The following is a 24,911-nucleotide window of genomic DNA, read 5'->3' as shown; positions in this document are numbered from 1 at the left end:
ATGTAGCTTTGCAATACCGCCACGGATCTGATGCCAGGCGGACACGGGATATATAGATACCTCTTGAGTGATTCACCTCCTCGATAACCTGATGCCTTCATCATTTATCAAGGAGTTTTCCATGCCTGCGACGATAGCGCGTGCCATGCCCCCCGGCGCAACGCCCATTACCGAATCACGCCATTATGAGTTTTTAAAAACCTCTATCCCGCCGTACCTCGCGGCGGCCAAGCCTGAGCATCGTGCTGGGCTTAAAAGTACCGAAAAAACCATGCCAAGCTGGTATGCCGCATTGTCACCGGCTCGTAAGGCAGATCTAAAGTCGTTACTGGAGGCGCGATTCACTTCGCAAAATCGTTTGGATCAGCACTGGGCCAAAATGCTGTCGCTTGAGGCGTTTGCGCAGCCATTATTGGACGCTGCCCTCAAGACAGCAGGGTTTCCCTTGCCCGTGAAGGACGTCTATTTGCGGTTATATGCGCCTGCGGTGGATGCTTTTGGCGTGTCCACTGGGGGCTACAGTGTGCGTACGTTGACATTGCTGAACGCGGCGCTGCACAACTTCGAACAGCCCGAAACGCGCGCTAACTTCTTTGCTGATGGATCAGGCTTTATAACGCCGCCCGATGAGCTGGGGCGATTTAAACCCTATGCCACCGCACTGAAAATCGAGACCTTCACCCAGCTGTGCCGCGACCTTGATATTGGCGCTAAATACCAGGAATACATCAAACCGTTTCTGGATTCCCAAGAACCGGTTCCCCAAGGCATCCAGGAGCACCGTTACTTCTCCCAGCAAAAGGCCATGCTCGAACTGGACGCGGAAATTGCGTCGTACAAAGGGGATATAACCCGCAGTGAGCATGATCTGATACAGCGAGTGATCAACGGTGAGCGTCGCATCAAGGTGGGCGATAAGCAACTGTGGTACTGGACCCCCTGTGTCATGAAAATCTTGTTGCATGGCTGCGTGGTGTTCGCGCCGAGCGTGAAATATAAATATGCCGAGGGCTTTATTGTCTGGATTCCAGGTGATCCCGAGCACCCCCTGAAGTCGTATGCCACGTTCGATGAGTTTCGCGACGAACTGGTGCGTAAGCTAACCGCTCCCAGTACGGGATTAAGGCAGGTCGGTCTTACGCCGTATCAGGCATTCCTCAGCCGGTTTATCCAGCAAAGTGATCGACCTCGCTACTACCAGCACTTAACCGAACTGGTTAATGATGCGCCGGATCAACCTTGGGGCCTGGAGTGGTTCCGCTCCGAAAGTACCCAGTTATGGGTTCGTGCATTGGCGCCGATAGTGTCGTTGCCGGTAGTCGTACCCCCCAACCCCGACACCCATAAGACCCGTGTTCAGCTCGCACACCCCTCGATCCGCGTAACGGCCACCACCCTGGACGGAGGCAGCGACTGGGCAGACATAGATCTATGGAGCACGCTGCTCAACAACATGCGCACCCAAGCCTTTGCCAATGCGCAAGGTATGGCGATACCCACTGCACTCGCTGACGCCAACAATCGTTCATTGCGCTATTCGCACTACCTGAACATTGGGTTGTTTGCAGTCAACCTGGTGGCGATGGTCGTACCGCCCTTGGGCGAGGTCATGATGGTGGTGATGGCCGGGCAATTGCTCTACGAAACATTCGAAGGTTTTATCGAGTGGGGCGAGGATGACAAGCAGGCAGCGTGGGCTCATATCAGCGACGTGCTGGAAAACATAGCGACACTGGCGATAGGCGCTGGAGTCTTTCACGTTGCGGCACCGGTGATTGAAAAACTCAAAGTGGTTTTCATGCCCGATGGTTCAAGTCGGCTGTGGAACGAAGATCTGAGCCCCTACGCCCGCTCAATTGAAATCCCTCCCACTTCCCAACCGGATGATACGGGGCTGCACACCATAAAAGGGCAGGCCGTGCTGTTACTCGAAGGCAAAACCTACACCCTGCAGTTTGATCCCGTTTCCGGCGAATACCGTGCGGGCCATCCTTATGCACCGTATGCCTATAAACCCTTATTCAAGCACAAAGGGCAGGGTGTTTGGGTGCATGAGGGAGAGCGTCCGCTGACGTGGGATCTGCCCACGCTTAAGCGCCGTCTGGGTACCTTGAGCGCAGACTTTAGCGACACCGAATTCGACCACATCCTCAAGGTCAGTGATGTACATGAAGATGATCTGCGACGTGTTTTTGTCGAGGACGAGCCATTACCTGGGGTGCTGATCGATAATCTGCGTCAGTTCAGGGCCTACAACAGGGCCATGAAGGCTGTCGCAGAAGTACGGGCCGGGCCTCTTTCCAGAGATCTGAGTGCGTATAGCGCCATCTTTACCACCGAGCTTGCGAGGTGGCCGCAGACCCTGGCCTTTGATGTGTACGATGAGCCTTTGCCGCAGTTAAAACCCAAGCGCTATGGCAGTGAGGAGGCAACGGGCAGCAACGTAATCAGAATCAGCCAGGAAGAGTTGATGAAGGGGAAGTTGCCGGAACGAGTGCTCGAAGCGCTGAGTGAGTCGCAAATAGGCGGGTTGCTGGGTGAACGGGTTCCCGTTGAGACTGAAGAGCGAGTGCGGGTGTTCAAAGAGCGACTGGCCATGCAAATGGAAAAAAACATCCATCGGCTGTACACCAGTTTGTCTAGTGAACCCGTGTTGGAAACAGACCCGGCCAAAGCGTCCATTAAACTCGTCCAGCGTCTGTTCCCTAAACTGTCGACGAACCTGGCGCGTGAGCTAGTGGCTGACGTCAGCACAGCAGAAAGCCTGCAGCTTGAGAGCGGTAAATTACCGGCGCGTCTGCACAGGATCGCGCGCCGATGGCAGCGCCAAACGCGCTTATCTGCCGCTTATTTAGGTGGGTATTTGGACGGTTTGATTACGGCCGATACCGAAACCTTGATATTGAATACCCTTGGAAATCTGCCGGGCTGGAAAAACGACCTGCGTATTGAAATACGTAACGACCATTTTAGTGGCGAGATAACGGCCAGTTTTGGCGAGAGTGACGCGAGCGATCGCAAGGTATTAGTCCGAATCTCGGACGGCCGATATAAGCCGTTCGACCGCGAAGGCAATGATCTGCACGGCACTGATGATCTTTACAGCAGCCTGCAACATGCCCTGCCTGATGCGTATCGCAAGGCAATTGGCTTGCCCCATGTAGGCCAAGGGGGGGAGTTAAAACTCAAGCTCCAGCAGCACGCATTACCGCAATCATCCTTGCGCGAGCTGTTAGGGATGCAAGCTGATAATTCCCCCTTTTTCCTGCCTCCTGAGCGTTTGCTTGATGGTCGACTGGGCTATCCCCTCAGCGGCCGAGGCGCAACTGGCGCTGCCCCTAACAGCAATGAAATCTTGAAGTCGCGGTTGCGCAACCTCTATCCCTCGTTAAGTGAAGCGGGGGTGTTGGAATACCTGACTACGTATGGGGAGAATACGGCGGCTCGTGTAAAGGCACTGGAAGATGAATTTGCCCAGTTGGACCGCACGCTCAATCAATGGATTATTTCGAATATTGACGGTCAATCGATAGATAACATTTTGTCTAACAGGCAGCGCAGAATACTTAAGCTGCGACATTGGGTGCGTTATCGTTTAAAGGAAGCCTGGAGTCGAGTGGGCCCCCGGCATATTTTCAACGAGACCCATGTTGGCCATATGCTGGTATTCGATAAGCCTGGGTTGGGCCCTATTCTTGAGTCCATGCCGCCCCTTCCGGCGGACTTTGGTCATATCAGCCGTGTAGTCATGGACCGTATTGGCACAACTGATGGCATCGATGGCTTTCTGTCTAACTTCAGTAAGCTGCGTTCGCTCGATATCACGGATAGCTATCTAACGCGATTACCTGCGTCGGTTGGCCGTATGAAGCGTTTGGGCCAGTTGGACTTGTCGCTTAATCATATAGAGCTGACGCCTGAGTCTGTGAACCAGCTAAGCCGATTGAGCCTAATGCAGCTGATGTCCTTCGAATTCAACCCGATCGGTTTGCCTCCCGATATCAGTCACATGCCTAAACTGAGAGGTTTGAATCTGAGGCATTGTGAAGTCGAGCAATGGCCAGAAGGTCTTTTGGCTGTCCCACGGCCTCGAGAATTTCAGATGTACCTTGATCACAACCCCCTTTCAAGCATTCCTGATTTAGAGCCAGGTTCTGAGGGGGCTAATACGTTGGCCCGAGCAATAGTGACTTACGATGACGTGTCATTGGAGGTGCTCACAAAGTTGAAAAGTTACAGGAGGGCCCTGGGGCTGGATCCTGAACGCCAATTCCCTCCTGCGCTGGAAGAGGGCAGTAAAAGTTGGTTGGAGGATTTAACCTCCGAAGTGGTCGTGAGTAACAAGGCATTATGGAATCGCATAGAGCAGGAGCATGGTTCAGAACCCTTCTTTAGAATTTTTCAACAGCAGGTTTGGTCGTTCAAGGATCGTCCAGGTGAGGCGATCCTGGACATGCAAAATAAAATATGGCGGATGCTGAGGGCGATGGACGAAAGCCCTCAGCTTCGCGAGAAGATGTTTCTGATGGCATCTGCGCCTGCGGCTTGTGTGGATGCCGGGGCACAGATTTTCAATGCATTGGGCATTGAGGTGATGTTGTATGAAGCCTACCTGTCGCCACGGGAGTGGCTGGTCAAACTGGAGGTCTTTGACTTGTCCAAAGGTAAGGCGCGTCTCAATCAATTAGGGAAGATTGCGCGTGCGCGGGTGGATGAACTGCTTGCCGAGGGGCGTCGTTTTCCGCAATTCGACGAAGCGGGTGATGTTGTGCCTTATCGGCGAGACGGCGTTCTGCAGAGGTCCATCGATGAGGTCGAAATCTACCTCAAATACACCTCCGAGCTTAAAAACCGGCTCGACCTCCCTTGGCAAATAGACCACATGGTTTTTCGTGAAGATGATGTCACCCCAGAAATGATCGAAAACGCAGCCATCCACGTGAGAGCGCTGGAAGAGGGCACAGGGCTGCGGGATCAACTTCTTGAGCTGCCGATGTGGACTGAATACCTTGAGCGCGCTAACCCTGAAGCATTCGACGCGATAAAAAATAAAATAGATGCACTAAGCGACTTGATTCAAGCGCAAGAAGAATTAGCAGAAAAGGGTGCCACGTTGTCCGAGGTGCAAAAGGAGGTATTGCGCAAGGACATCCAGCAGGCGGCTGACACCGCCGCCATAAAGGTTGTGCCAGGGCAAGTACTCAGTGATGAGGCGTATTACGCGCAACTGGAGGTTTTTAATCAAGAGAAGACGGCCTTGCTGCAATTCTTGACGAATGAGGAGTTGAATATAGAGGCCGATGCAGATGAACCGAAAACAGGCAGAGCTGACTCCTGACTGGCCGTATAAGTAGATACAGCGCGGCGTGTAAGACGTCGCGTCTGCCTAAGTGCGCGGCACTACATAGATAACTCTTGCTGGCGGTGCCCCTCGATAAGCTGATGACTCAGACATTTATCGAGGGTCAACCATGCTTGATTCCAGCACTCCAGGGTCTTCCCTGATTATTCAACCGGCACGGCAAGGGCGTCATGATGCCTTCCTTAAGCGTTCATTTCCCCGGTGGCTGGTCGACACCAGCGTTGAACGCAAGACCGAACTCAAGAACATCCGACCTCATATTCCGGACTGGTACGCCGCCGCGACCCACGGGCAAAGAGAACAGCTTAAATCGTTGTTTGAAGCTCGATTCATTTCACAAAATCGCCTGGATACCCACCTGCGAGCCTTAAAGACGGCGCAGGCTTTCGCGCAGCCGCTGTTAGAAGCCGCCCTCAACTCTGCGGGCTTCACACTGCCCGTGAATGAAGTGCATCTGCGACTTTACTCGCCGACGGTGGATGCCTTTGGGGTCAGGTCCGGGGCGCACAGCGTGCGTACGTTGTCATTGCTGCAAGCGGCGCTTCACAATTTTGAACAGCCCGAAACGCAAGCCAATTACTTTGCTGAAGGGTCCGGCTTTATTACACAGCCCGATGAGTTGGGGCGTTTCCAGCCGTATAAAACCGCACTGAAAATAGAGACCTTCACCCGGCTGTGCCGCGACCTTGATATTGGCGCTCAGTATCAGGAGCACCTACAGACGTACTTGAACTCCCAGAGCCAGGTGTACCAAGGCGTACTGGAGCACCGTCATGCCACTCAGCAAAAAGCCATGCTCAAGCTGGATGCGGAAATTGCCTTGCTCAAAGGGGATATTGACCCCAGCAGCCATGCATTGATGCAGCGCGTGATTCAGGGCGAGCGCAACATCCGAGTGGGCGAGCAGCAACTGTGGTACTGGACCCCTTCTGTGATGGGGCTTTTGCTGCAAGGCTGTGTGATCTTCGCCCTCGGCGTTAAATACCGATATGCCGACCAGTTCATTGTCTGGATTGCGGGCGATCCGGAGCATCCCCTTAAGCGGTATGCCACGTTTGCACATTTTCGTGATGAGCTGGTGCGCAAGCTAACGGCTCGCAGTACGAGATTGAGGCAAAACGGTTTAACACCCTATCAGGAGTTTCTAAGCCGGTTTATCAAACAAGCCGATCGTCCTTACTACTACAAACGTTTAACCCAGCTCGTTAAGGATGCGCCTGATCAGCCTTGGGGGCTGAAGTGGTTTCGCTCCGAAACCACCCAGTTCTGGGTTCGTGCCTTGGCGCCGCAAGCGTCGCTGGCGCTGGTTGTAAAGCCCAACCCTGAAGCCCATCAACGCCGTGTTCAGGCCAATCACCCGTCGATCCGCGTCAGTGCCATAACGTTGGGTGACGAAGCCTATTGGGCAGAGCTGGATCCATGGAGCACCTTGTTCAAGGAGATGCGTACCCTGGCTTTTGCCAATGCGAAAGTCATGGCGTTACCCACCGCGATGGCCGATGCCAATAATCGCTCATTGCGCACTTCGCACTACCTGAACATCGGGCTGTTTTCGGCCAACCTGGTCGCGATGGTCATACCGCCTTTGGGCGAAGTCATGATGGTGGTCATGGCGGGGCAGCTGCTTTATGAAACCATCGAGGGCATTCATGAATGGTCTGACGGCGACATGGAAGCGGCTTGGGCCCACATCAGTGACGTGCTGGAAAATGTGGCGACATTGGCGGTAGGTGCTGGCGCCGTCGTCGCGGCGTCACCCATTATCGATGGACTCAAAAAAATCACCTTGCGCAATGGCACTCAGCGGCTGTGGAACGTTGACCTGCGCCCCTATGAACGCCTGATTGAAATGTCTCCAGAGACCAAGGTGAATGAGCAGGGGCTTTACCTGATCGATGGGCAGAAAGTGTTGTCGCACGAGGGTAAAAACTATGTGCTGGAATCAGACCCCATACTCGGGCAGTACCGCGCCATTCACTCCACAGACTCAACGGCCTATAGGCCCGAGTTCAAGAACAATGGTTATGGGGTCTGGGTGGATGAAGCCGATCAGCCTCATACCTGGAATCGCAGAATGCTCAAGCGTCGCTTGGGGCCCTTGGTGAAAGGTCTGCGGGATTTAGACATAGAACTCATGCTTAAGGTGTGTGACGTACAAGAGGGTGACCTGCGACGTATGTATGCCGAAGGCGAGCCGATACCGATGTTACTGCATGAAAACTTGCGCCAACTGGAGGCCTACTCCAAGGCCAGGCGTATTGTCACTGAAGTACGAGCCGGTCGTATTTCCGAAGAGTTGTGTAGCTATGTGGCCGCGTTCACGGTTGATATGCCCGGCTGGCCTGCGGCAAAAGCGATTGAAGTGGCAGATTCAAAAGCACTCCACGCCAACAGCATCAGTTACGGCAACCCCAAGGCAACCCAAGGGGATGTGATCAAAATCAGTCGGGCCGATTTGATGGCAGGCAAGCTGCCAGGTCATGTGGCGGACGGTTTGAGCATGCCGCAACTTGAAGTGCTGCTGGGCAGTCGAGTGCCCTTTGATCGGGCAGATTGTCTGGATATGCTCAAAGAGCGGTTGAGTGCCTATATGGAAAATAATACCCGGCGCCTGTTCGACAGCTTGCGTGAGGAGCCTCTGGCCAAAGCAGACCCCGCGTATCGACCCGTTGAGTTGATTAAGCAGATGTTTCCAAAATTGCCCAGCTCAATGGCTCGGCGATTGGTCGCGCAGGCGGGGCCGGATGACATTAAACAGCTCGCCACGGGCAAAGTCCCTTTACGTTTGATGGAGTCGGCTCGCACGTTGCAGCGCAATACGCGGCTTTCGACCGCGTACCTGGGGTTGTATATGGACGGCTTGGTCACGATAGATACCGAGGTCCTGGCCCTCAATACGCTCAAGATGCTGCCCGGCTGGAAAAGCGACCTGCTCCTTGAAGTGCGCGATAAGTATTTCTCAGGCCGGCTCAGGGCCAGCATTGGCGAGCAGGATGATCTCTATCGAAAAGTACTGGTGAGAACCTCCGAAGGGAAATACCAGGCTTTTGACGCCGAGGGCAATCAACTGCACGGCATTGATGACCTTTACAGCAGCTTGCAACACGCCTTGCCGGATGATTATCGAAAAGCACTTGGGGTGCCTCATGTTGGGCAAGGTTTGAAGTTAAAGCGTGGCTTGCAGCGCCGGGCGTTATCGCGCGAGCAACTGCAAAAGCTGCTGAATTTGAAAGCCGACAGCCGTCCCTATTTTCTGCCGCCTCAACGATTGGTTGATGGCCGGTTGGGTTATGTACTCAGCGGCAGGGCCGGGCTGGTTGAGGATGACGCTCAGTGGGTGGCGATGAAGATTCGGCTGGGACGGCTTTATCCAACGTTCACGTCCGACGAGCTAAATGCTTTTTTTAAACATAAAGATGCCCTCTCGAAACTCCGCCTCCATGCGTTGGAGGATGAATTCGATGCGTTCTCCACGGTACTGGGGGACTGGAATTACCAGCCCATCGACGGCAAAGCTGTGAGCGCCACCCCCACACCCCATGAACAACGCATTCTCAGGCTCAAGCACCAAGTGCGTGAGCGTCTGGATAAAGCCTGGCGCCGATCCGGACAGCCTCACTTTGACCGAGCGGGGCAATATCAGGGTCAACAGTTGAGCTTTCCACTGGAGGGCGTGGGGCCAATTTTACAGAGCCTGCCGGCGCTGGGTGTTGACCTGATTCACGTCAGCAAGCTCAATTTGTCAGGGATCGGAATCACGGACGGGATTAACACATTTCTCACCAGCTTCAAGAACCTGCAGGAACTGCACATTACGGGTGAGTCGCTGACTCATGTGCTCCCCGCCATCGCTGACATGCCTTTTTTAGAAGTACTCAATCTCAAAGGCAACGCTATTGTGCTGACCCCGCAGGGGGTGGCCCGGTTACGAGCTTTGGTCCACCTGCAAGAGTTGAATTTTGAGGGATGCCCGCTGGGCTTGCCTCCGGATATCAGCCGCATGCCTTACCTGTCGAAATTGACGCTGACCCAATGCGCGCTTGATCGTTGGCCGACGGGGCTCTTTGCGCACCCGCGGGCACGGGCATTCAAGCTGCTGCTTGACCAGAACCCGCTTCGTCACATTCCCGAGGTGGTGCCGGGTTCGGATAAGGCCGCCACCGTTGCACGCACCTCGTTGACCCTGAGTGAGGTCTCCATCGAGGTGGCCGAACGCTACAACCTGTATCTCGAGTCGGTGGGTATGGAGCCGTTGCAACGCATTGCTTCGAAGTTGCAGCCCGATAGCCTTGACTGGATGAGTGGTTTGTCGCCCGAACAAGTGGGTCTTAACCAGGCGCTGTGGAATTCTGTTGAAGCGCATGCGGGTTCTGAACCTTTTTTCAATGTCATCCGCGATCAGGCTCGCCACTTAAACCTTCGTAGTCAGGCGTTCAAGCTGGACATGAGCGACAAGGTTTGGCGCATGTTGCAAGGCATCTCGGACAGCTCTGTACTGCGCGAGAAGTTATTCGAGATGGCCGCCGCTCCTTATTCCTGCGTGGATGCAGGAGTGCAGCTGTTCAATGCAATGGGGATTGAAGTCAGGCTGCACGAAATCTACCAGGGCTCGCGGTTATTCGTCGGTGCAGAAGTTTATGAATTGGCTAGAGGTAAGGTGCGCCTGGATGAGCTGGGCGCCATTGCTCGGGCACGAGTGCGTGCGCTTGAAGCTGAAGGGCGATTGCACCCGGAGTACGATGCGAACGGTCAGCGAGTGCCACACCTTGACAGCAGTGGCAGGCCGATCCGCGACATTGATGAGGTTGAAATCTACCTGGCCTATACCACTGAACTGGCGCAAAGGCTGCATTTACCCTGGCAGTCACCCGAGATGATGTTCCCCGAGTCTGATGTGACCCCGGCAATGTTAGAGCGAGCTTATCAACGAGTTCATGAGCTGGAGCAAGGTGGAGGCCTGTCCGATCATCTCCTGGATCAGCCCATCTGGACCGAGTATTTGCGGGGCGCTTATGCGGAACGGTTCAAGCCAATAAGGGAAAAAATGATCGCCTTGACCGATTTGCAAGTAGGGCTGCGCGAGTGGATCGAAGAGCCCGCCTTAACGGAGCAACAGCGGGCTGAGTTACGCACAACCATCGACACAGCCGCTGGGGTGCTGGGCAAGTCGGCTGACGAGGTCGCCCTCGGCAGATTGATGTCCAACACGGCCTATGATGCGCAAATGCGTGCACTTGACGACGAGGAGCGTGAACTCATGCGTACCTTGACAGCTCAATTCTCCTGGTCGCCCCTGGATTCCCTGCTGAGCAATTCAGACTCCGACTTTGAATAAGAGCCGGAGCGCTGAATGGGATGCTTCAAAATAAAAAGTAACGCTGGGCCATGGGCAGTACGTCTGCCGGTTCGCACCACAGTAATACGCCATCTGCCTTGACCTGATAGGTCTGCGGATCAACTTCAATAGTGGGCAAATAACCGTTGTGGATCAGGTTGGTTTTTTGCACATCGCGACAACCTTTGACCACGGCGATTTGTTTTTTGAGCCCGAGGGTTTCTGGCACCCCTGCATCAAATGCTGCCTGGCTGATAAACGTCAGGCAGGTGGCGTGCCGAGAGCCGCCATAGCTGGCGAACATGGGGCGATAGTGAACCGGCTGGGGAGTAGGAATCGAGGCATTGGCATCGCCCATCAAGCTCGATGCAATCGCCCCGCCCTTGAGAATCAACGTCGGTTTAACCCCGAAAAACGCCGGGCGCCACAGCACCAGATCGGCCCACTTGCCCACTTCAATCGAGCCCACTTCATGGCTCACACCGTGGGTGATCGCCGGGTTGATGGTGTACTTGGCGATGTAACGTTTGGCGCGGAAGTTGTCGTTGCCGGGCGCATCTTCAGGCAGGGGGCCGCGTTGTTTCTTCATCTTGTCGGCGGTTTGCCAGGTGCGGGTGATCACCTCACCCACACGGCCCATCGCCTGACTGTCGGAGCTGATCATCGAGAACGCGCCAAGGTCATGCAGGATGTCTTCGGCGGCAATGGTTTCGCGGCGGATGCGGCTTTCGGCGAACGCCACGTCTTCGGCAATGCTCGGGTCCAGGTGATGGCAGACCATCAGCATGTCGAGGTGTTCGTCGATGGTGTTGCGGGTGAATGGCCGGGTCGGATTGGTGGAACTAGGCAGCACGTTGGTCAGGCCGCAGGCCTTGATGATGTCCGGGGCATGCCCGCCGCCCGCGCCTTCGGTGTGGTAGGTGTGGATGGTGCGACCCTTGAACGCCGCCAGGGTGGTTTCGACAAAGCCCGACTCATTGAGTGTGTCGCTGTGAATTGCCACCTGTACGTCATACAGGTCGGCCACGTTCAGGCAGTTGTCGATAGAGGCGGGCGTGGTGCCCCAGTCCTCATGCAGCTTGAGGCCAATGGCGCCGGCCTCGACCTGCTCAATCAACGGCTGTGGCAGGCTGGCGTTGCCTTTACCGGTAAAGCCCATGTTCATCGGGAACGAGTCGGCGGCTTGCAGCATGCGCGCCATGTGCCACGGGCCGGAGGTGCACGTCGTGGCGTTGGTGCCTGTCGCGGGGCCGGTGCCGCCGCCGATCATGGTGGTCACGCCGCTGTTGAGCGCTTCCTCGATCTGCTGGGGGCAGATGAAGTGAATGTGCGTGTCGATGCCGCCTGCGGTGAGGATCATGCCTTCACCGGCGATGACTTCCGTGCTGGCGCCAATGGCGATGGTCACGTTGGGCTGGATGTCCGGGTTACCGGCTTTGCCGATGGCGTGGATGCGACCGTTCTTGAGGCCCACATCAGCTTTGACGATGCCCCAGTGATCGATGATCAACGCATTGGTGATCAGCGTGTCGACCACCTCGGCGGCGAGCAACTGGCTCTGGCCCATGCCGTCACGAATGACCTTGCCGCCGCCAAACTTTACTTCTTCACCGTAGGTGGTGAAGTCTTGCTCGACCTCGATCCATAGCTCGGTGTCGGCCAAACGAACCTTGTCACCTACAGTCGGGCCGAACATATCGGCGTAAGCCTGGCGGGAGATTTTCATGGTGTGTTCCTAAGCGTTGAGTCGAACCCTGTAGCCGCTGCCGAAGGCTGCGATAAGGGCCCAAGGACCTTCGTTCACGTTGAAATGCCGGGGCCGCTGCGCAACCCTTCGCAGCCTTCGGCAGCGGCTATAAGTTCGGGTTAATCCAGATCACCCATGATCCGTCCGGCAAAGCCGAACACGCGGCGCAGACCGGCCAGTTCCACCAGTTCCACTTCGCGGGTCTGGCCCGGCTCAAAACGTACCGCCGTACCCGCCGGGATATTCAGGCGCATACCGCGGCTGTCGGCACGGTCAAACATCAGGGCGTCGTTGGTTTCGAAAAAGTGATAGTGCGAGCCCACCTGAATCGGCCGGTCGCCGCGATTGGAGACGCTGAGTGTGTGGGTGCGACGACCGACGTTGAGTTCGATCTCACCCGCTTCAATTCGGTATTCGCCTGGAATCATTGCGGCTCACTCAAGGTTTTGTAGTAGATGGCCGTAGGGCTGTAATGGCCGTTTGGGCTTTGGCAGTAGTTGGGCAGTTCGCCGACACGGGTGTAGCCCAGAGCGCTGTAGAAGTTTTCGGCCGGTGAGCCGGCTTCGGTGTCGAGGTGCAGCAGGCCGCGCTTTTGCTCGCGTGCCCCTTGCTCCAAGGCATGGATCAGCACTTGGCCCAAGCCTCGGCGGCGGACTTCGTTGAGCACCAGCAGCTTTTGCACTTCGGCGCGGTTCAGGCCATTGGTCTTTTGGCACAACGCCAATTGCACGCTGGCCAGCACGCGTTGCTCTTCAACCAGCACCCACAACAGCAGGTTGCCCTGATTCAGTTGCGCATGAACTTCGTCGAAATAGCGATTGGCCTGTGGCAGATCCAGGTCGTCCATAAAACCGACGGACGCGCCATGCTTCACGGCATCGAGCAGCAGTACGATCAAGTCTTCACGGAACTGGCCAATGGTGGCGGCCGTGACTTGAATGACGTGTTCGGCGTTCATTGGCCGCACTCCTGAGGTGGCAGTGCGCCGGGGTTGAGCATGAGTTGCATAAAGGTCAGGTCGAGCCAGCGGCCGAATTTGATACCGACCTGCGGCATGCGCCCGCTGGTGACGAAGCCCAGCTGCTTATGCACGTGAATCGATGCTGCATTGCCGCCTTCGATGGCCGCAACCATCACGTGTTTGTCGCACGCTCGGGCGCGCTTGATCAGCTCGGCCAGCAACTGTGGACCGAGGCGCTTGCCGCGCTGCTCGGGGTGCACGTACACCGAGTGTTCGACCGTGTGACGAAAACCTTCAAAGGGCCGCCAGTCACCAAACGAGGCGTAACCCAAGGGGATATTGGCGTCGTCGACAATCACCAAAATCGGATAACCCTGCGCCTGACGGGCGTTGAACCATTGCTGACGGTTATCGAGGTCGACGGTTTGCTCGTTCCAGATGGCCAGGGTATTGAGCACCGCATCGTTATAGATCTCTCGAATCGCCGGTAAGTCAGCCGGGACGGCATCACGAATGACATAAGACATGGCGCAGCCTCAGGCGATGGGTTGGTGGACAGTGACCAGCTTGGTGCCGTCCGGGAAGGTGGCTTCGACCTGGATGTCGGGGATCATTTCCGGGATGCCTTCCATCACTTGTTCACGCGAGAGCAGGGTGGTGCCGTAGTGCATCAATTCAGCCACTGTGCGGCCATCGCGGGCACCTTCAAGCAGGGCGGCGGATATGTAGGCGATGGTTTCCGGGTAATTGAGTTTCACGCCGCGGGCCAATCGACGCTCAGCCAACAGGCCGGCGGTGAAGATCAGCATCTTGTCTTTTTCGCGTGGAGTCAGGTCCATGGTGGAGTCCGTGTTCGGCAGTTAAAAGTTGTGTGGGTTGCTCAAAATCAAAAGCCCCTCACCCTAGCCCTCTCCCGGAGGGAGAGGGGACTAAAAGCAACACCCCCAATCATCTCCTTCTCTCGTGAGAGGGGACTAAAAGCAAAGCAGATCTGTATAACACCTCTAATCAGCCCCCTCTCCCTCTGGGAGAGGGTTGGGGTGAGGGCGCTTCAGGTGCTCCAAATTCTCGGCGCTACCGCCTCGCGCCCCAGCAATGCCGGGCGCAGCAAGCGCCATAAATCAATCAGCCAGCCACGTGCCTGCAAGGCTTCACCCGCCAGGCAGCGCGCCACCAGCAAACCCGGCAATTGGGTCAAGTCCCCGCGCACCGGGTTCGGCAAACTGCGACAGGTTTCCAGCAACTCAGCGCTGATTTCACCCGTGACCAACAACGTTGCAAACACTGGATTGCCGTCCAGCCCGATGGGCGAGTCCAGCAGTCCGTCGTCACCGACAATGCGCTGGCGCTCATGCCAGAGCAATTGGCCGTCGCGGCGAATATCCAGTCCAGACTGAAAGTGCCCGCGCTCAAAACGCTCGCCGCTGGCCAGCCGTCCCAACGCCACCATGTCCCAATAAAACAATTTGGCATCGCCTTCCAGCTCAATGCGGGTGCTGAGCTCGGCCTGGGCCGCACTGAAGACGATGGTTTCTTGTGGTAGCCATTCCAGGGTCGCGCCGGCCGCTACGTTGAGCTCGACAGTTTGATAGGCCGGGCCCGCCGCGCGATACCACTTGGCCGCGCCGGGGCTGGTGAGCTGCGCCCAGGCATCGGGGCCGACACTGGCGCGAATGTCCAGACGGTCACCGCCCGCAATCCCGCCGGGCGGGTGCACGATGATGTGCTGGCACACTTCAGGGCCTTCGGCGTACAGGTGCTTTTGCACCCGCAACGGGCCGACGTGGCGGCGCAGAGTCGGGCGCGTGCTGTCACCGAAACGGCCATAGCCCAGCTCCAGCTCGGCATGCCAGCTAGGGGTGAATAAGGCGGTGTTGGCAGGCAGGTTCATATGTAGGACTTTTTACCCGGAAAGAGTGACAGATTAAATCGTCACCAGGCCGCGCACACCCTCTGTTTGCATATTTTCACCACGGCCTTGCTGCACGATTTCACCACGCGACATCACCAGGTATTGATCAGCCAATTCTTCGGCGAAGTCGTAGAACTGCTCCACCAGCAAAATGGCCATATCGCCGCGTGCCGCCAGCATTTTGATCACCGCGCCGATCTCCTTGATCACCGAGGGTTGAATGCCTTCGGTGGGCTCGTCGAGGATCAGCAAGCGCGGGCGGCTGGCCAATGCACGCCCAATGGCCAGTTGTTGTTGCTGACCACCGGACAAGTCGCCGCCCCGGCGATGCTTCATTTGCAACAACACCGGGAACAGTTCGTAGATAAACGCGGGCACTTCGCGGGCTTCGGAGCCGGGAAAGCGCGACAGACCCATGAGCAGGTTTTCTTCTACCGTAAGGCGCCCGAAAATCTCGCGGCCCTGAGGGACGTAGGCGATGCCAGCGTGTACCCGTTGGTGAGGTTTGAGCGCAGTAATGGTTTTACCTTCCCATTGCACCGTGCCTTCTTTGACCGGCAGCAAACCCATCAGGCATTTGAGTAGCGTGGTTTTGCCTACACCATTGCGGCCCAGCAGGCATGTCACTTCACCCACTTTGACCTCAAATGACAGGCCGCGAAGAATGTGGCTACCGCCGTAGAACTGATGAAGCTTTTCGACTTGAAGCATGCATGTATTCCTTTTGACCTGCGGCTACGGGTTCGCTACCTACCCAGGTAAACCTCAATCACTCGCTCATCCGCCTGCACCTGTTCCAGCGAACCTTCGGCCAAAACGCTACCTTGATGCAGCACCGTTACGTGGTCGGCAATCGAGCCCACAAAGCCCATGTCGTGTTCCACCACCATCAGCGAATGTTTGCCCGCGAGGCTTTTAAACAGCTCTGCGGTGAACTCGGTTTCGGCGTCGGTCATGCCCGCCACCGGCTCGTCCAGCAACAACAGTTGCGGGTCTTGAACCAGCAGCATGCCGATCTCCAGAAACTGTTTCTGGCCGTGGGACAACAACCCCGCCGGGCGCTGCGCCGAGCCGGTCAGGCGGATCGTGTTGAGTACTTCGCCGATGCGATCTTTTTGCTCGCCGGTGAGTTTGGCGCGCAGGCTGGCCCACACCGATTTGTCGGTTTTCTGCGCCAGTTCAAGGTTTTCAAACACACTCAAGGCTTCAAAAACAGTGGGCTTTTGAAACTTGCGGCCAATCCCGGCCTGGGCGATTTGCACTTCGCTCATCTGCCGCAGATCGAGGGTTTCCCCAAACCAGGCCTGGCCTTCGCTGGGCCGGGTTTTGCCGGTGATGACATCCATCATCGTGGTTTTACCGGCGCCGTTAGGGCCGATGATGCAGCGCAATTCACCCACGCCGATGTACAGGTTGAGGTTATTCAGTGCCTTGAAACCATCGAAGCTGACGCTGATATCTTCCAGCGTCAGGATGGTGCCGTGGCGGGTGTTGAGGCCCGGTTCAGCGCGCTGGCCAAAGCTGATGGCGTCGCGGCTGCTGCCGGCGTCCTTGTTCGGGTCGAGGATAGGTTCGAGCATGACATTCCTCATTGTTCGCCCTTTTTCTTCAGCAGGCCGATCACGCCTTTGGGCAGGTACAGGGTCACGATGATGAACAGCGCGCCCAGGAAGAACAGCCAGTATTCAGGGAAGGCCACGGTGAACCAGCTCTTCATGCCGTTGACCACGCCTGCGCCGAGCAAAGGCCCAATCAAGGTGCCGCGTCCGCCCAAGGCCACCCACACGGCCGCTTCGATGGAGTTGGTCGGTGACATTTCGCCGGGGTTGATGATGCCCACTTGCGGCACATACAACGCACCGGCCAAGCCGCACAGCACCGCGCTCAACACCCAGACAAACAACTTGAAACCGCGTGGGTCGTAGCCGCAGAACATCAGGCGGTTTTCGGCGTCACGCAACGCGGTCAGCACGCGGCCAAACTTGCTGCGCGCCAAGCGCCAACCCAGAAACAGGCTGGTAACCAGCAACACCACGGTGGCGAAGAACAGCACTGCGCGGGTGCCGGGTTCGGTGATGCCAAACCCCAGAATGCTGCGGAAGTTGGTAAAGCCGTTGTTGCCGCCAAAGCCGGTTTCGTTGCGGAAAAACAGCAGCATCCCGGCGAAGGTCAGTGCTTGGGTCATGATCGAGAAATACACGCCCTTGATCCGCGAGCGGAAAGCGAAGAAGCCGAACACCAACGCGAGCAAGCCGGGAGCCAGCACCACCAGGCACATGGCCCACCAGAAATGTTCGGTCCCGACCCAGTACCACGGCAGTTCGGTCCACGACAAAAAGGTCATGAACGCAGGCAACTCATCGCCCGAGGCCTGGCGCATCAGGTACATGCCCATGGCATAGCCGCCCAGCGCGAAGAACAAACCGTGGCCAAGCGACAGCAACCCGGCGTAGCCCCAGACCAGATCCAGCGCCAGAGCGACGATGGCGTAACAGAGAATCTTGCCCACCAAGGTCAGGGTGTAAGCCGAGACCTGAAACGGGCTGTCGGCGGGTAATAACGAGAGCAACGGCATGGCCAGCAGCACCAGCAACACAAGCCCGCCCACCAGCGCGGTGAGTTTGGGGCCGGCTTTTTGCGTGGCCGTCAACATAAGAGGCTGATTCATCAGTCGATCACCCGTCCTTTAAGCGCGAAGAGACCTTGCGGGCGCTTCTGGATAAACAGAATGATCAGCCCCAGGATCAGGATTTTGCCGAGCACGGCGCCAATCTGTGGTTCAAGAATCTTGTTCGCGATGCCCAGCCCGAAGGCCGCGTACACGGTGCCTGCCAGTTGGCCGACGCCGCCCAGTACCACCACCAGAAACGAGTCGATGATGTAACCCTGACCCAAGTCCGGGCCGACGTTGCCGATCTGGCTCAAGGCCACACCGCCGAGCCCGGCAATGCCCGAGCCAAGACCAAACGCGAGCATGTCCACGCGTCCTGTAGGTACGCCGCAGCAGGCGGCCATGTTGCGGTTCTGGGTGACCGCGCGCACGTTGAGGCCCAGACGTGTCTTGTTCAGCAGCAGCCAGGTCAGCACCACCACCGCCAGGGCGAAGACGATGATCACCAGCCGGTTGTACGGCAGCACCAGGTTGGGCAGCACTTGCAGCCCGCCCGAGAGCCAGGCCGGGTTGGCCACTTCAACGTTCTGCGCGCCGAACAGCACGCGTACAAGCTGGATCAGAATCAGGCTGATGCCCCATGTGGCGAGCAGGGTTTCAAGCGGTCGGCCGTAGAGGTGCCGAATGATGGTGCGTTCCAGCACCATGCCCACGGCGGCGGTGACGAAGAACGCCACTGGCAATGCCAGCAACGGGTAGAACTCGATGGCGCCGGGGGCGAAGCGCTGAAACAGCACTTGCACGCAATAGGTGGAGTAGGCACCCAGCATCAACATCTCGCCGTGTGCCATGTTGATCACCCCCAGCAGGCCGAAGGTGATGGCCAGCCCGAGTGCCGCGAGCAGCAGAATCGAACCCAGTGACAGGCCGCTGAAGGCTTGGCCCAATACGTCGCCGATCAGCAATTTGCGGTTGACTTGCGCCAGGCTGGTTTCGGCGGCGGTGCGCACGGAAGCGTCGGTTTCGACGTCGGGTTGCAGCAGGCTTTCAAGGCGGGTACGCGCTAGCGGTTCGCCGGTTTCGCCGAGCAGGCGTACAGCGGCCAGGCGGACTGCCGGGTCGGGGTCGGCCAGTTGCAGATTGGCCAGCGCCAGGCTGAGTGCCGAGTGCACATCGCTGTCGGTCTCGGCTGCCAGTTGCTGGTCGAGGAACTTGAGCTGCGCCGGTTTGGCAGATTTTTGCAACTGTTGCGCCGCGACCAGGCGCAGTTTCGGGTCGGCGGCCAGCAGTTGATGGCTGGCCAGGGCGGTGTCGATCAGACCACGCAGGCGGTTGTTCAGGCGTAACTTCTGAGGGGCGCCGTCGACGGTGAGCAGACCTTGTTGCAGGCTGTTGATTAGCTCAACTCGCGCGGGGGAAGGGTGTGCTGCCCAGTTTTCGAGGAGTTGGGCTTGCTCTGAATTATTGGCCGCTGCGAAGTCACTCGCGTCCTCGGCGTGGGCGGCCCATGGGAGCAACAGCAGGCAGCTGAGGATCAGGCGGTAAAGGGCAGTGGGCATAGCGTGTGTCCCTGTTGGGCAGGTGGTCGATCTTCAGGTCCTCTCCCAGAGGGAGAGGGGACTAAAGCAAATCTGTGCAACGCCACTGATCAGTCCCCTCTCCCTCTGGGAGAGGGTTAGGGGGAGGGGGCTTTTGATGTGCTTAGTTACTCTTCACCGCGTGATCCGGCTTCTTATCGTTACCCTGAATGTACGGGCTCCACGGCTGGGCGCGGATCGGCTCTTTGGTCTGCCACACCACGTTGAACTGACCGTCGTCCTGAATCTCGCCAATCATCACGGGTTTGTGCAGGTGATGGTTGGTCTTGTCCATGGTCAGTGTGTAACCCGATGGCGCGGCGAAGGTTTGGCCTGCCATGGCTTCGCGCACTTTATCCACATCAGTCGATTTGGCTTTTTCAGCGGCCTGCGCCCACATGTGGATACCCACATAGGTGGCCTCCATCGGGTCGTTGGTCACTGCTTTATCGGCCCCCGGCAGGTTGTGGGCCTTGGCGTAGGCTTTCCAGTCATCGACAAACTTTTTGTTCACCGGGTTCTCTACTGACTGGAAGTAGTTCCAGGCCGCCAGGTTGCCCACCAGCGGTTTGGTGTCGATGCCACGCAGTTCTTCTTCGCCTACCGAGAAGGCAATCACCGGCACGTCGGTGGCTTTCAGGCCTTGGTTGGCCAGCTCTTTATAGAACGGCACATTGGAGTCGCCATTGACGGTGGAGATCACAGCCGTTTTGCCGCCGGCCGAAAACTTTTTGATGTTGGACACGATGGTCTGGTAATCGCTGTGACCAAACGGGGTGTAGACCTCTTCGATGTCTTTGTCGGCCACGCCTTTGGAATGCAGGAACGCGCGCAGGATTTTGTTGGTAGTGCGTGGGTACACATAGTCGGTGCCCAGCAGCACGAAACGCTTGGCACTGCCGCCGTCTTCGCTCATCAGGTACTCAACTGCCGGGATCGCCTGCTGATTCGGCGCGGCGCCGGTGTAAAACACGTTAGGCGACATTTCTTCGCCTTCGTATTGCACCGGGTAGAACAACAGACCGTTGAGTTCTTCAAACACCGGCAACACGGACTTGCGCGATACGGATGTCCAGCAACCAAACACCACGGCGACCTTGTCCTGTGTCAGCAGCTGGCGGCCCTTTTCGGCAAACAGCGGCCAGTTGGACGCCGGGTCCACTACCACGGGTTCGAGCATCTTGCCGTTCACCCCGCCCTTGGCGTTGATCTCGTCGATGGTCATCAGCGCCATGTCTTTAAGCGACGTTTCGGAGATCGCCATGGTCCCGGACAAGGAATGCAGAATCCCGACCTTGATCGTTTCGGCTGCTTGCAGGGTCCAGGACATGCCCATGGCTGCAATGGATGCCGTGAGGGTAAACGCTTTGATCAAGTTACGACGCTTCATGGTGCGGTCTCCAGGAACGTGATTTTTATCAGTTGCAGATACGGACGATGCACAGGCTTTTGCAAAGGCTGTGCCGGGATTGAGCCAAGGCTCTAGCGTGGGTGTTTGCGCGAATAGTGGGCGTTGCTCTGCACTGATTCGGCGCTTGCGTGGTCGCGTGGTGCGGGTGGGTGCGCCGCTTTGGTGCTTGGCGTGGTGCGTGGCTAATTAACTACCACCTCGTGGCTGTCCATAAGGCCAAGGATTGCGGTGAACCGGCACCTGCTGTCACCACATCATCAAGGAGATGAATGTCTATGGAACCTGTCTATGAAATTCCGCAAATAGGGGTAACGCCCAATAAAGCGGTGAACCTGCCGGGCTTGAGCCCGAGCTTTGTGAACCCCGACGATGCAGCGCGTTTTGCCCATGAGTTGATCGGGGGCAAGCGTGATGCCGGGTATGGGGGGCTCATTCTGAAAGATGCTTTAGGGCGATTCGTAGCTTCGCGGCCGGTCAAGCTGGCGGGTGGCGAGTTTAGCCCGCAGCAGTTTTTATCGAGCGATGCCAAAGGCTTGCTGCAGCATCCAGTGGGCTACACGTGTCACGCCTTCTATCATTCGCGGGCGCACCAACTCGCCGAGGTGCAACGGGTGCCGCCTGGGGGATCGCGGGAAGAAGTGCTGACCTTGGTCAACTTTTATTTGCCTGCAGACATACACACCCTGCTGGGGTTCTCCAGTTTTGTAAGGACTCACTATTTGTCGGGGTTCAATGGCTCTTTGCTCAAGGCTAAAACCAGTCCGACCAATAATTCGAAGGAGCTGTTTGCCTACTTGTCATTGGCTATTGAAGACAGCTCGCTGCTTAACGAATTGATTGATTTCGTCAAGCAGGTGGTGGAAACGCTGGAAGTGAGCGTTATCCAGAGCACCGAAGTCTGGCGCGGAAAAGTAGGGAAACTGGAGCCGGATTTCTTCTTTTTCTCACCTGGCAATCAAGTGGTTAACGACAGTGTGGTTATCCAGCGTCCGGCGTATGGCCCGCTGCTGGACAGCGAAAATTTGGCCTTGGAGTACATCCGGTCACGCTCCGATCACACTACCGATCAGCATTACGGGTTTATCCTCAAAAACACCTCGACGAATGAATTTATCGTCTGCGAACCCGTGACAGGGGCGTTGGATTTCGCTTTTGCCCGGGCTTTCGCCGTCGCCAGTGATGGCGAGCCTCAGTTGCCGGCGGGCTTTGCAATCGTTGCAGTGTACGGCGCTGACGCAGAATATCGTGACCCGGCATTGATCCCGGCCGCTCAACCGTCGGTGTACAAAAACTTTCTGCACATCGATGCGCTGGAAAAAGGCATTTTGAAAGCCCGGGAACTGGCTGCACCTAACAGTATTACGGCGTTGCCGCTGTATATCCTGGCCCGAGACGGGGCGCTGTTGAAGTACGTGTCCAAGTCTTCGCCGGTTGAGCAAACCCTGTTTGCCAGGTTGCCCGAGCGAGAAGGTGGCGGTATCGCCTTGCTGCGCAATGTGCTGACGGGGGAAGAGAAGATCGAATCGTTGATTCACGCTTTGGCTCACACCGGTGAACTGAGGGTGGTGCGAGGCAGTGAAGTCTGGGGGATAGAAGGTCCGGTAGGGTCTGGCTGGCAGCCTTTCGATGGCTTTATGAGGCGCACGTTGAGCCCTGTCTTTATTGAGATGGACGATGCCGTTCGCTATGCCCATGAGCAAATTGCCCGGCGCGCGGATTACACCTACGGTGGGTTGATCCTCAAGCGGCAGGACAATCTATTCGTGGTCACCGAGCCGATTGCCGTACGCACGGAAACCTTTGATCCGACGGTGGTATTTCCACCCGAACAGTCATCGTTTATCCCCTATGGATGCGTGGTGGCCGGCAGCTACCACACCCGTCGCATCACGCCTTTGCAGCTGTGGCGCACGGCCATTGAAGATCAACTGAGCCGCACACTGTTTGCGCCCCATGAGCTGCGCAGTGCAATTATGGATCGCCGAGGCAAGGTTCGCTACTTTTCGGCGCAAGACGGTGCACTGCTCAAGTACATACCCAGCGGTTCTGACTTTGAAACGCGATTCTTGGCGCGTCTCTCGCCTCCCGCCGCTCACCCCGAGCAGGCGCGCAACAATCTTAGCCAGACCAAGCTGCGCGACAATTCGCTCATGCCGAGTCAATTCATTACCCAGGTGGCACGGGCAGGGGAGTTGCACGTTGTGGTGGCCAGTCGCTTATGGGGGGAACGAGGCAAGGTCACGTCGCAATGGCAGCCTGCTCAAGCTCCCGTCGAGAGGGGCAGGCTCACCCTGCAACCGGCCTTGAGCCCGGTGTTCAGCCAGGCCATTGATGCTGTGCGCTATGTTCATGGCCGCATGGGCTCGCGTGGACATACGCAGTTTGGGGTCATCCTCAAAAGCCAGAACGCTGAGCAGTACATCGCCACAGAACCTCTGCGCACCCGTACCGCACTGCTCAGCAATGTATTCCCGCGGCCTTTGGGCGCTCAGATGTACAGCCTGCCTGCCGGTTTTACGTGCGATTCGGTGTATGTGGCTACGCCTAAAGTCCCCGCTGAACGGCAGTCCGATGATGTGTTTGCTGATTTTATTGCCCCTGCCGACTTGGTGAACCTTGCGGTGCTTTCAAGCTCGGTGCGTGACCTGTCTGCAGGGCGGCTTGATTATCCGACGATATTTATATCAACCCGCAATGGGGCGCTGCTGAGTTACAAGGCCGTTAACCTGAACACGGTGCTGAATTTGGAAAGTGGGTTTGGGCCGAACGAGCCCATACTTGCCATGTTGAACAGCAATAAGCTGCGCACCCCGGATTACGTGCGCAAGGTGGCCGGCAGCGGTTATCTGGAGGTGCTGCTGGCCAGTTCCATGTGGGCGACGCCGGGGCCTGTCACCTCCGGCTGGCGGCCTTTCGCCATGGACGTGGACATTACCGGTCGCCCTGCCGCCACTGTGCCGGCGCTGGGCCCCGCATTCAGCCATATCGATGATGCAGCGCTCTACAGCAACCGCAAACTGCGGCGCCCGCATGCGCATCATGTGGTGGGCGCGGTATTTTTTTCATCCGCGCAGACCCTATATGTACCGCAGGAGCCTGAAACCAATGGCGCTCCGGCTAATGCTCAAGACACCATTTTCCTCAATCCGCTGTTTGAACGAACTTCAGGCCGGTCGCGACCGTTACCCGCTTTGCCGTCGGGTTACGGTCCTGTCGCTGTTTATTATGCGCATCAACCTGTGAGGCCCAGTGTGCTCAGACCCGGCCAGAGCAACTGGGTCGATAACGCGTTCTGGCCGGTGGACATTTGCTTTATGACCAAGAGCCTCCCGCGGCTGGAGTTTTCACTCAACATTGCCTATGCGGCGGGTAATGATGGATCGCTGTTGAAATACGTGCGTCGTCGCGGCAAAGCTGAAGATGACTTGTGCCAATTGGTCCTGGGGTATGACTACTGGGAAAACCAATACCTGGATCAAGAGTGGGTAGATAAAGGCCTCGAAACTGAAAGCCAGTACATCGCCAAATTACTCAAAGCGGGGGAGTTGGTCGTGGTTAACCCCAGCGAAAATTGGTCGCGAGTGGGGTGGGTGACCGCAGACTTGAAGACCACTGAACCTGCAAAGGTCAGCCCCGAGCTGCCGTGGGCGCGTTCGCCGACGGCAGGTAACAAAGACGAGCTTTGAATCAGGGCTTGCAGCGAGATCACGCGCAGGTTGAGCTTTTTAAAGGGTGCAGACGTTGCCGCTCGTGGGTATGAACTGACGAGAGTTCGACGAGATGAGCAGCGCCGAGGCGCAACTCTAAATTGGGAATACGCCAGCACTCTTCGATGCCACCCTTTTGGTTAATGGTTTACTCCTTGAATGGGTACTTATATATGACCCTGCTGCAGGCGGACGTACATAAAATGGTGCGTGCAAAGGCAATAGTGTTTGCCTCGCAAATAATAAATGTGATGGGTGGTGTAGTGTCGCTTGAATAATTTCCAGCTG

The 24,911-nt window shown here is 56.9% G+C and carries 14 protein-coding genes; 3 read left to right on the top strand and 11 right to left on the bottom strand.

Features of this window, described 5'->3' with window-relative positions:
- The first annotated feature begins 121 nt into the window (after positions 1–121).
- Both FJD38_RS07775 and FJD38_RS07770 read left to right on the top strand, forming a co-directional pair.
- Positions 122–5,338 carry an NEL-type E3 ubiquitin ligase domain-containing protein gene (locus tag FJD38_RS07775; protein WP_158637853.1) on the top strand — a complete coding sequence of 1,739 codons (5,217 nt, stop codon included), beginning with the start codon at positions 122–124 and terminating at the stop codon, positions 5,336–5,338.
- A 133-nt stretch (positions 5,339–5,471) separates the two neighbouring features.
- Complete coding sequence (locus FJD38_RS07770) at positions 5,472–10,697, top strand: NEL-type E3 ubiquitin ligase domain-containing protein (protein ID WP_146384743.1); 5,226 nt, start codon at positions 5,472–5,474, stop codon at positions 10,695–10,697.
- A 25-nt stretch (positions 10,698–10,722) separates the two neighbouring features.
- Here the strand turns inward: FJD38_RS07770 and ureC are convergent, their stop codons facing one another.
- The 11 genes from ureC to urtA form a co-directional block, all read right to left on the bottom strand.
- The gene (gene ureC / locus FJD38_RS07765; RefSeq protein ID WP_122785032.1) at positions 10,723–12,423 is read right to left on the bottom strand and encodes an urease subunit alpha; all 1,701 of its coding nucleotides are present in this window, start codon (positions 12,421–12,423) and stop codon (positions 10,723–10,725) included.
- Positions 12,424–12,563: 140 nt separating this feature from the next.
- Positions 12,564–12,872, bottom strand: coding sequence for an urease subunit beta (locus tag FJD38_RS07760; RefSeq protein WP_122785031.1), 309 nt, complete (start codon positions 12,870–12,872; stop codon positions 12,564–12,566).
- A complete protein-coding gene (locus FJD38_RS07755) occupies positions 12,869–13,402 on the bottom strand; it encodes a GNAT family N-acetyltransferase (protein ID WP_146384741.1) in 534 nt (177 codons plus the stop codon). Before FJD38_RS07755 ends, FJD38_RS07760 begins: the two co-directional genes overlap by 4 nt.
- Positions 13,399–13,932: a GNAT family N-acetyltransferase gene (locus tag FJD38_RS07750; protein ID WP_122785029.1), complete on the bottom strand. Its 534-nt coding sequence runs from the start codon at positions 13,930–13,932 to the stop codon at positions 13,399–13,401. The genes FJD38_RS07755 and FJD38_RS07750 overlap by 4 nt, the downstream gene beginning before the upstream one ends.
- A 9-nt stretch (positions 13,933–13,941) precedes the next feature.
- A complete protein-coding gene (ureA, locus tag FJD38_RS07745) occupies positions 13,942–14,244 on the bottom strand; it encodes an urease subunit gamma (RefSeq protein ID WP_048366542.1) in 303 nt (100 codons plus the stop codon).
- Between the two features lie 212 nt (positions 14,245–14,456).
- Entirely contained in the window at positions 14,457–15,296 is an 840-nt protein-coding gene (locus FJD38_RS07740) for an urease accessory protein UreD (RefSeq protein WP_146384740.1), read from the bottom strand.
- Between the two features lie 33 nt (positions 15,297–15,329).
- A complete protein-coding gene (gene urtE / locus FJD38_RS07735) occupies positions 15,330–16,028 on the bottom strand; it encodes an urea ABC transporter ATP-binding subunit UrtE (RefSeq protein WP_122785027.1) in 699 nt (232 codons plus the stop codon).
- A 35-nt stretch (positions 16,029–16,063) separates the two neighbouring features.
- Positions 16,064–16,909 (bottom strand): urea ABC transporter ATP-binding protein UrtD, encoded by an 846-nt coding sequence (urtD, locus tag FJD38_RS07730; protein WP_122785026.1) that lies wholly within the window; start codon positions 16,907–16,909, stop codon positions 16,064–16,066.
- Positions 16,906–17,985 carry an urea ABC transporter permease subunit UrtC gene (urtC, locus tag FJD38_RS07725; RefSeq protein ID WP_122785025.1) on the bottom strand — a complete coding sequence of 360 codons (1,080 nt, stop codon included), beginning with the start codon at positions 17,983–17,985 and terminating at the stop codon, positions 16,906–16,908. Before urtC ends, urtD begins: the two co-directional genes overlap by 4 nt.
- On the bottom strand, positions 17,985–19,487 hold the full coding sequence (urtB, locus tag FJD38_RS07720) for an urea ABC transporter permease subunit UrtB (protein WP_146384738.1): 1,503 nt from the start codon (positions 19,485–19,487) through the stop codon (positions 17,985–17,987). Before urtB ends, urtC begins: the two co-directional genes overlap by 1 nt.
- Before the next feature lie 142 nt (positions 19,488–19,629).
- Positions 19,630–20,895, bottom strand: coding sequence for an urea ABC transporter substrate-binding protein (gene urtA, locus FJD38_RS07715; protein WP_122785023.1), 1,266 nt, complete (start codon positions 20,893–20,895; stop codon positions 19,630–19,632).
- Positions 20,896–21,185: 290 nt separating this feature from the next.
- Between urtA and FJD38_RS07710 the strand changes: the two genes are divergently transcribed.
- Positions 21,186–24,602: a hypothetical protein gene (locus tag FJD38_RS07710; protein WP_244302706.1), complete on the top strand. Its 3,417-nt coding sequence runs from the start codon at positions 21,186–21,188 to the stop codon at positions 24,600–24,602.
- The last annotated feature ends 309 nt before the right edge of the window (positions 24,603–24,911 follow it).

The sequence above is a fragment of the Pseudomonas saxonica genome (genome assembly GCF_007858365.1).
Classification (GTDB): domain Bacteria; phylum Pseudomonadota; class Gammaproteobacteria; order Pseudomonadales; family Pseudomonadaceae; genus Aquipseudomonas; species Aquipseudomonas saxonica.
Note: the sequence above shows the minus strand (reverse complement) of the source record. Positions and strands in the feature narration are given on the sequence as shown.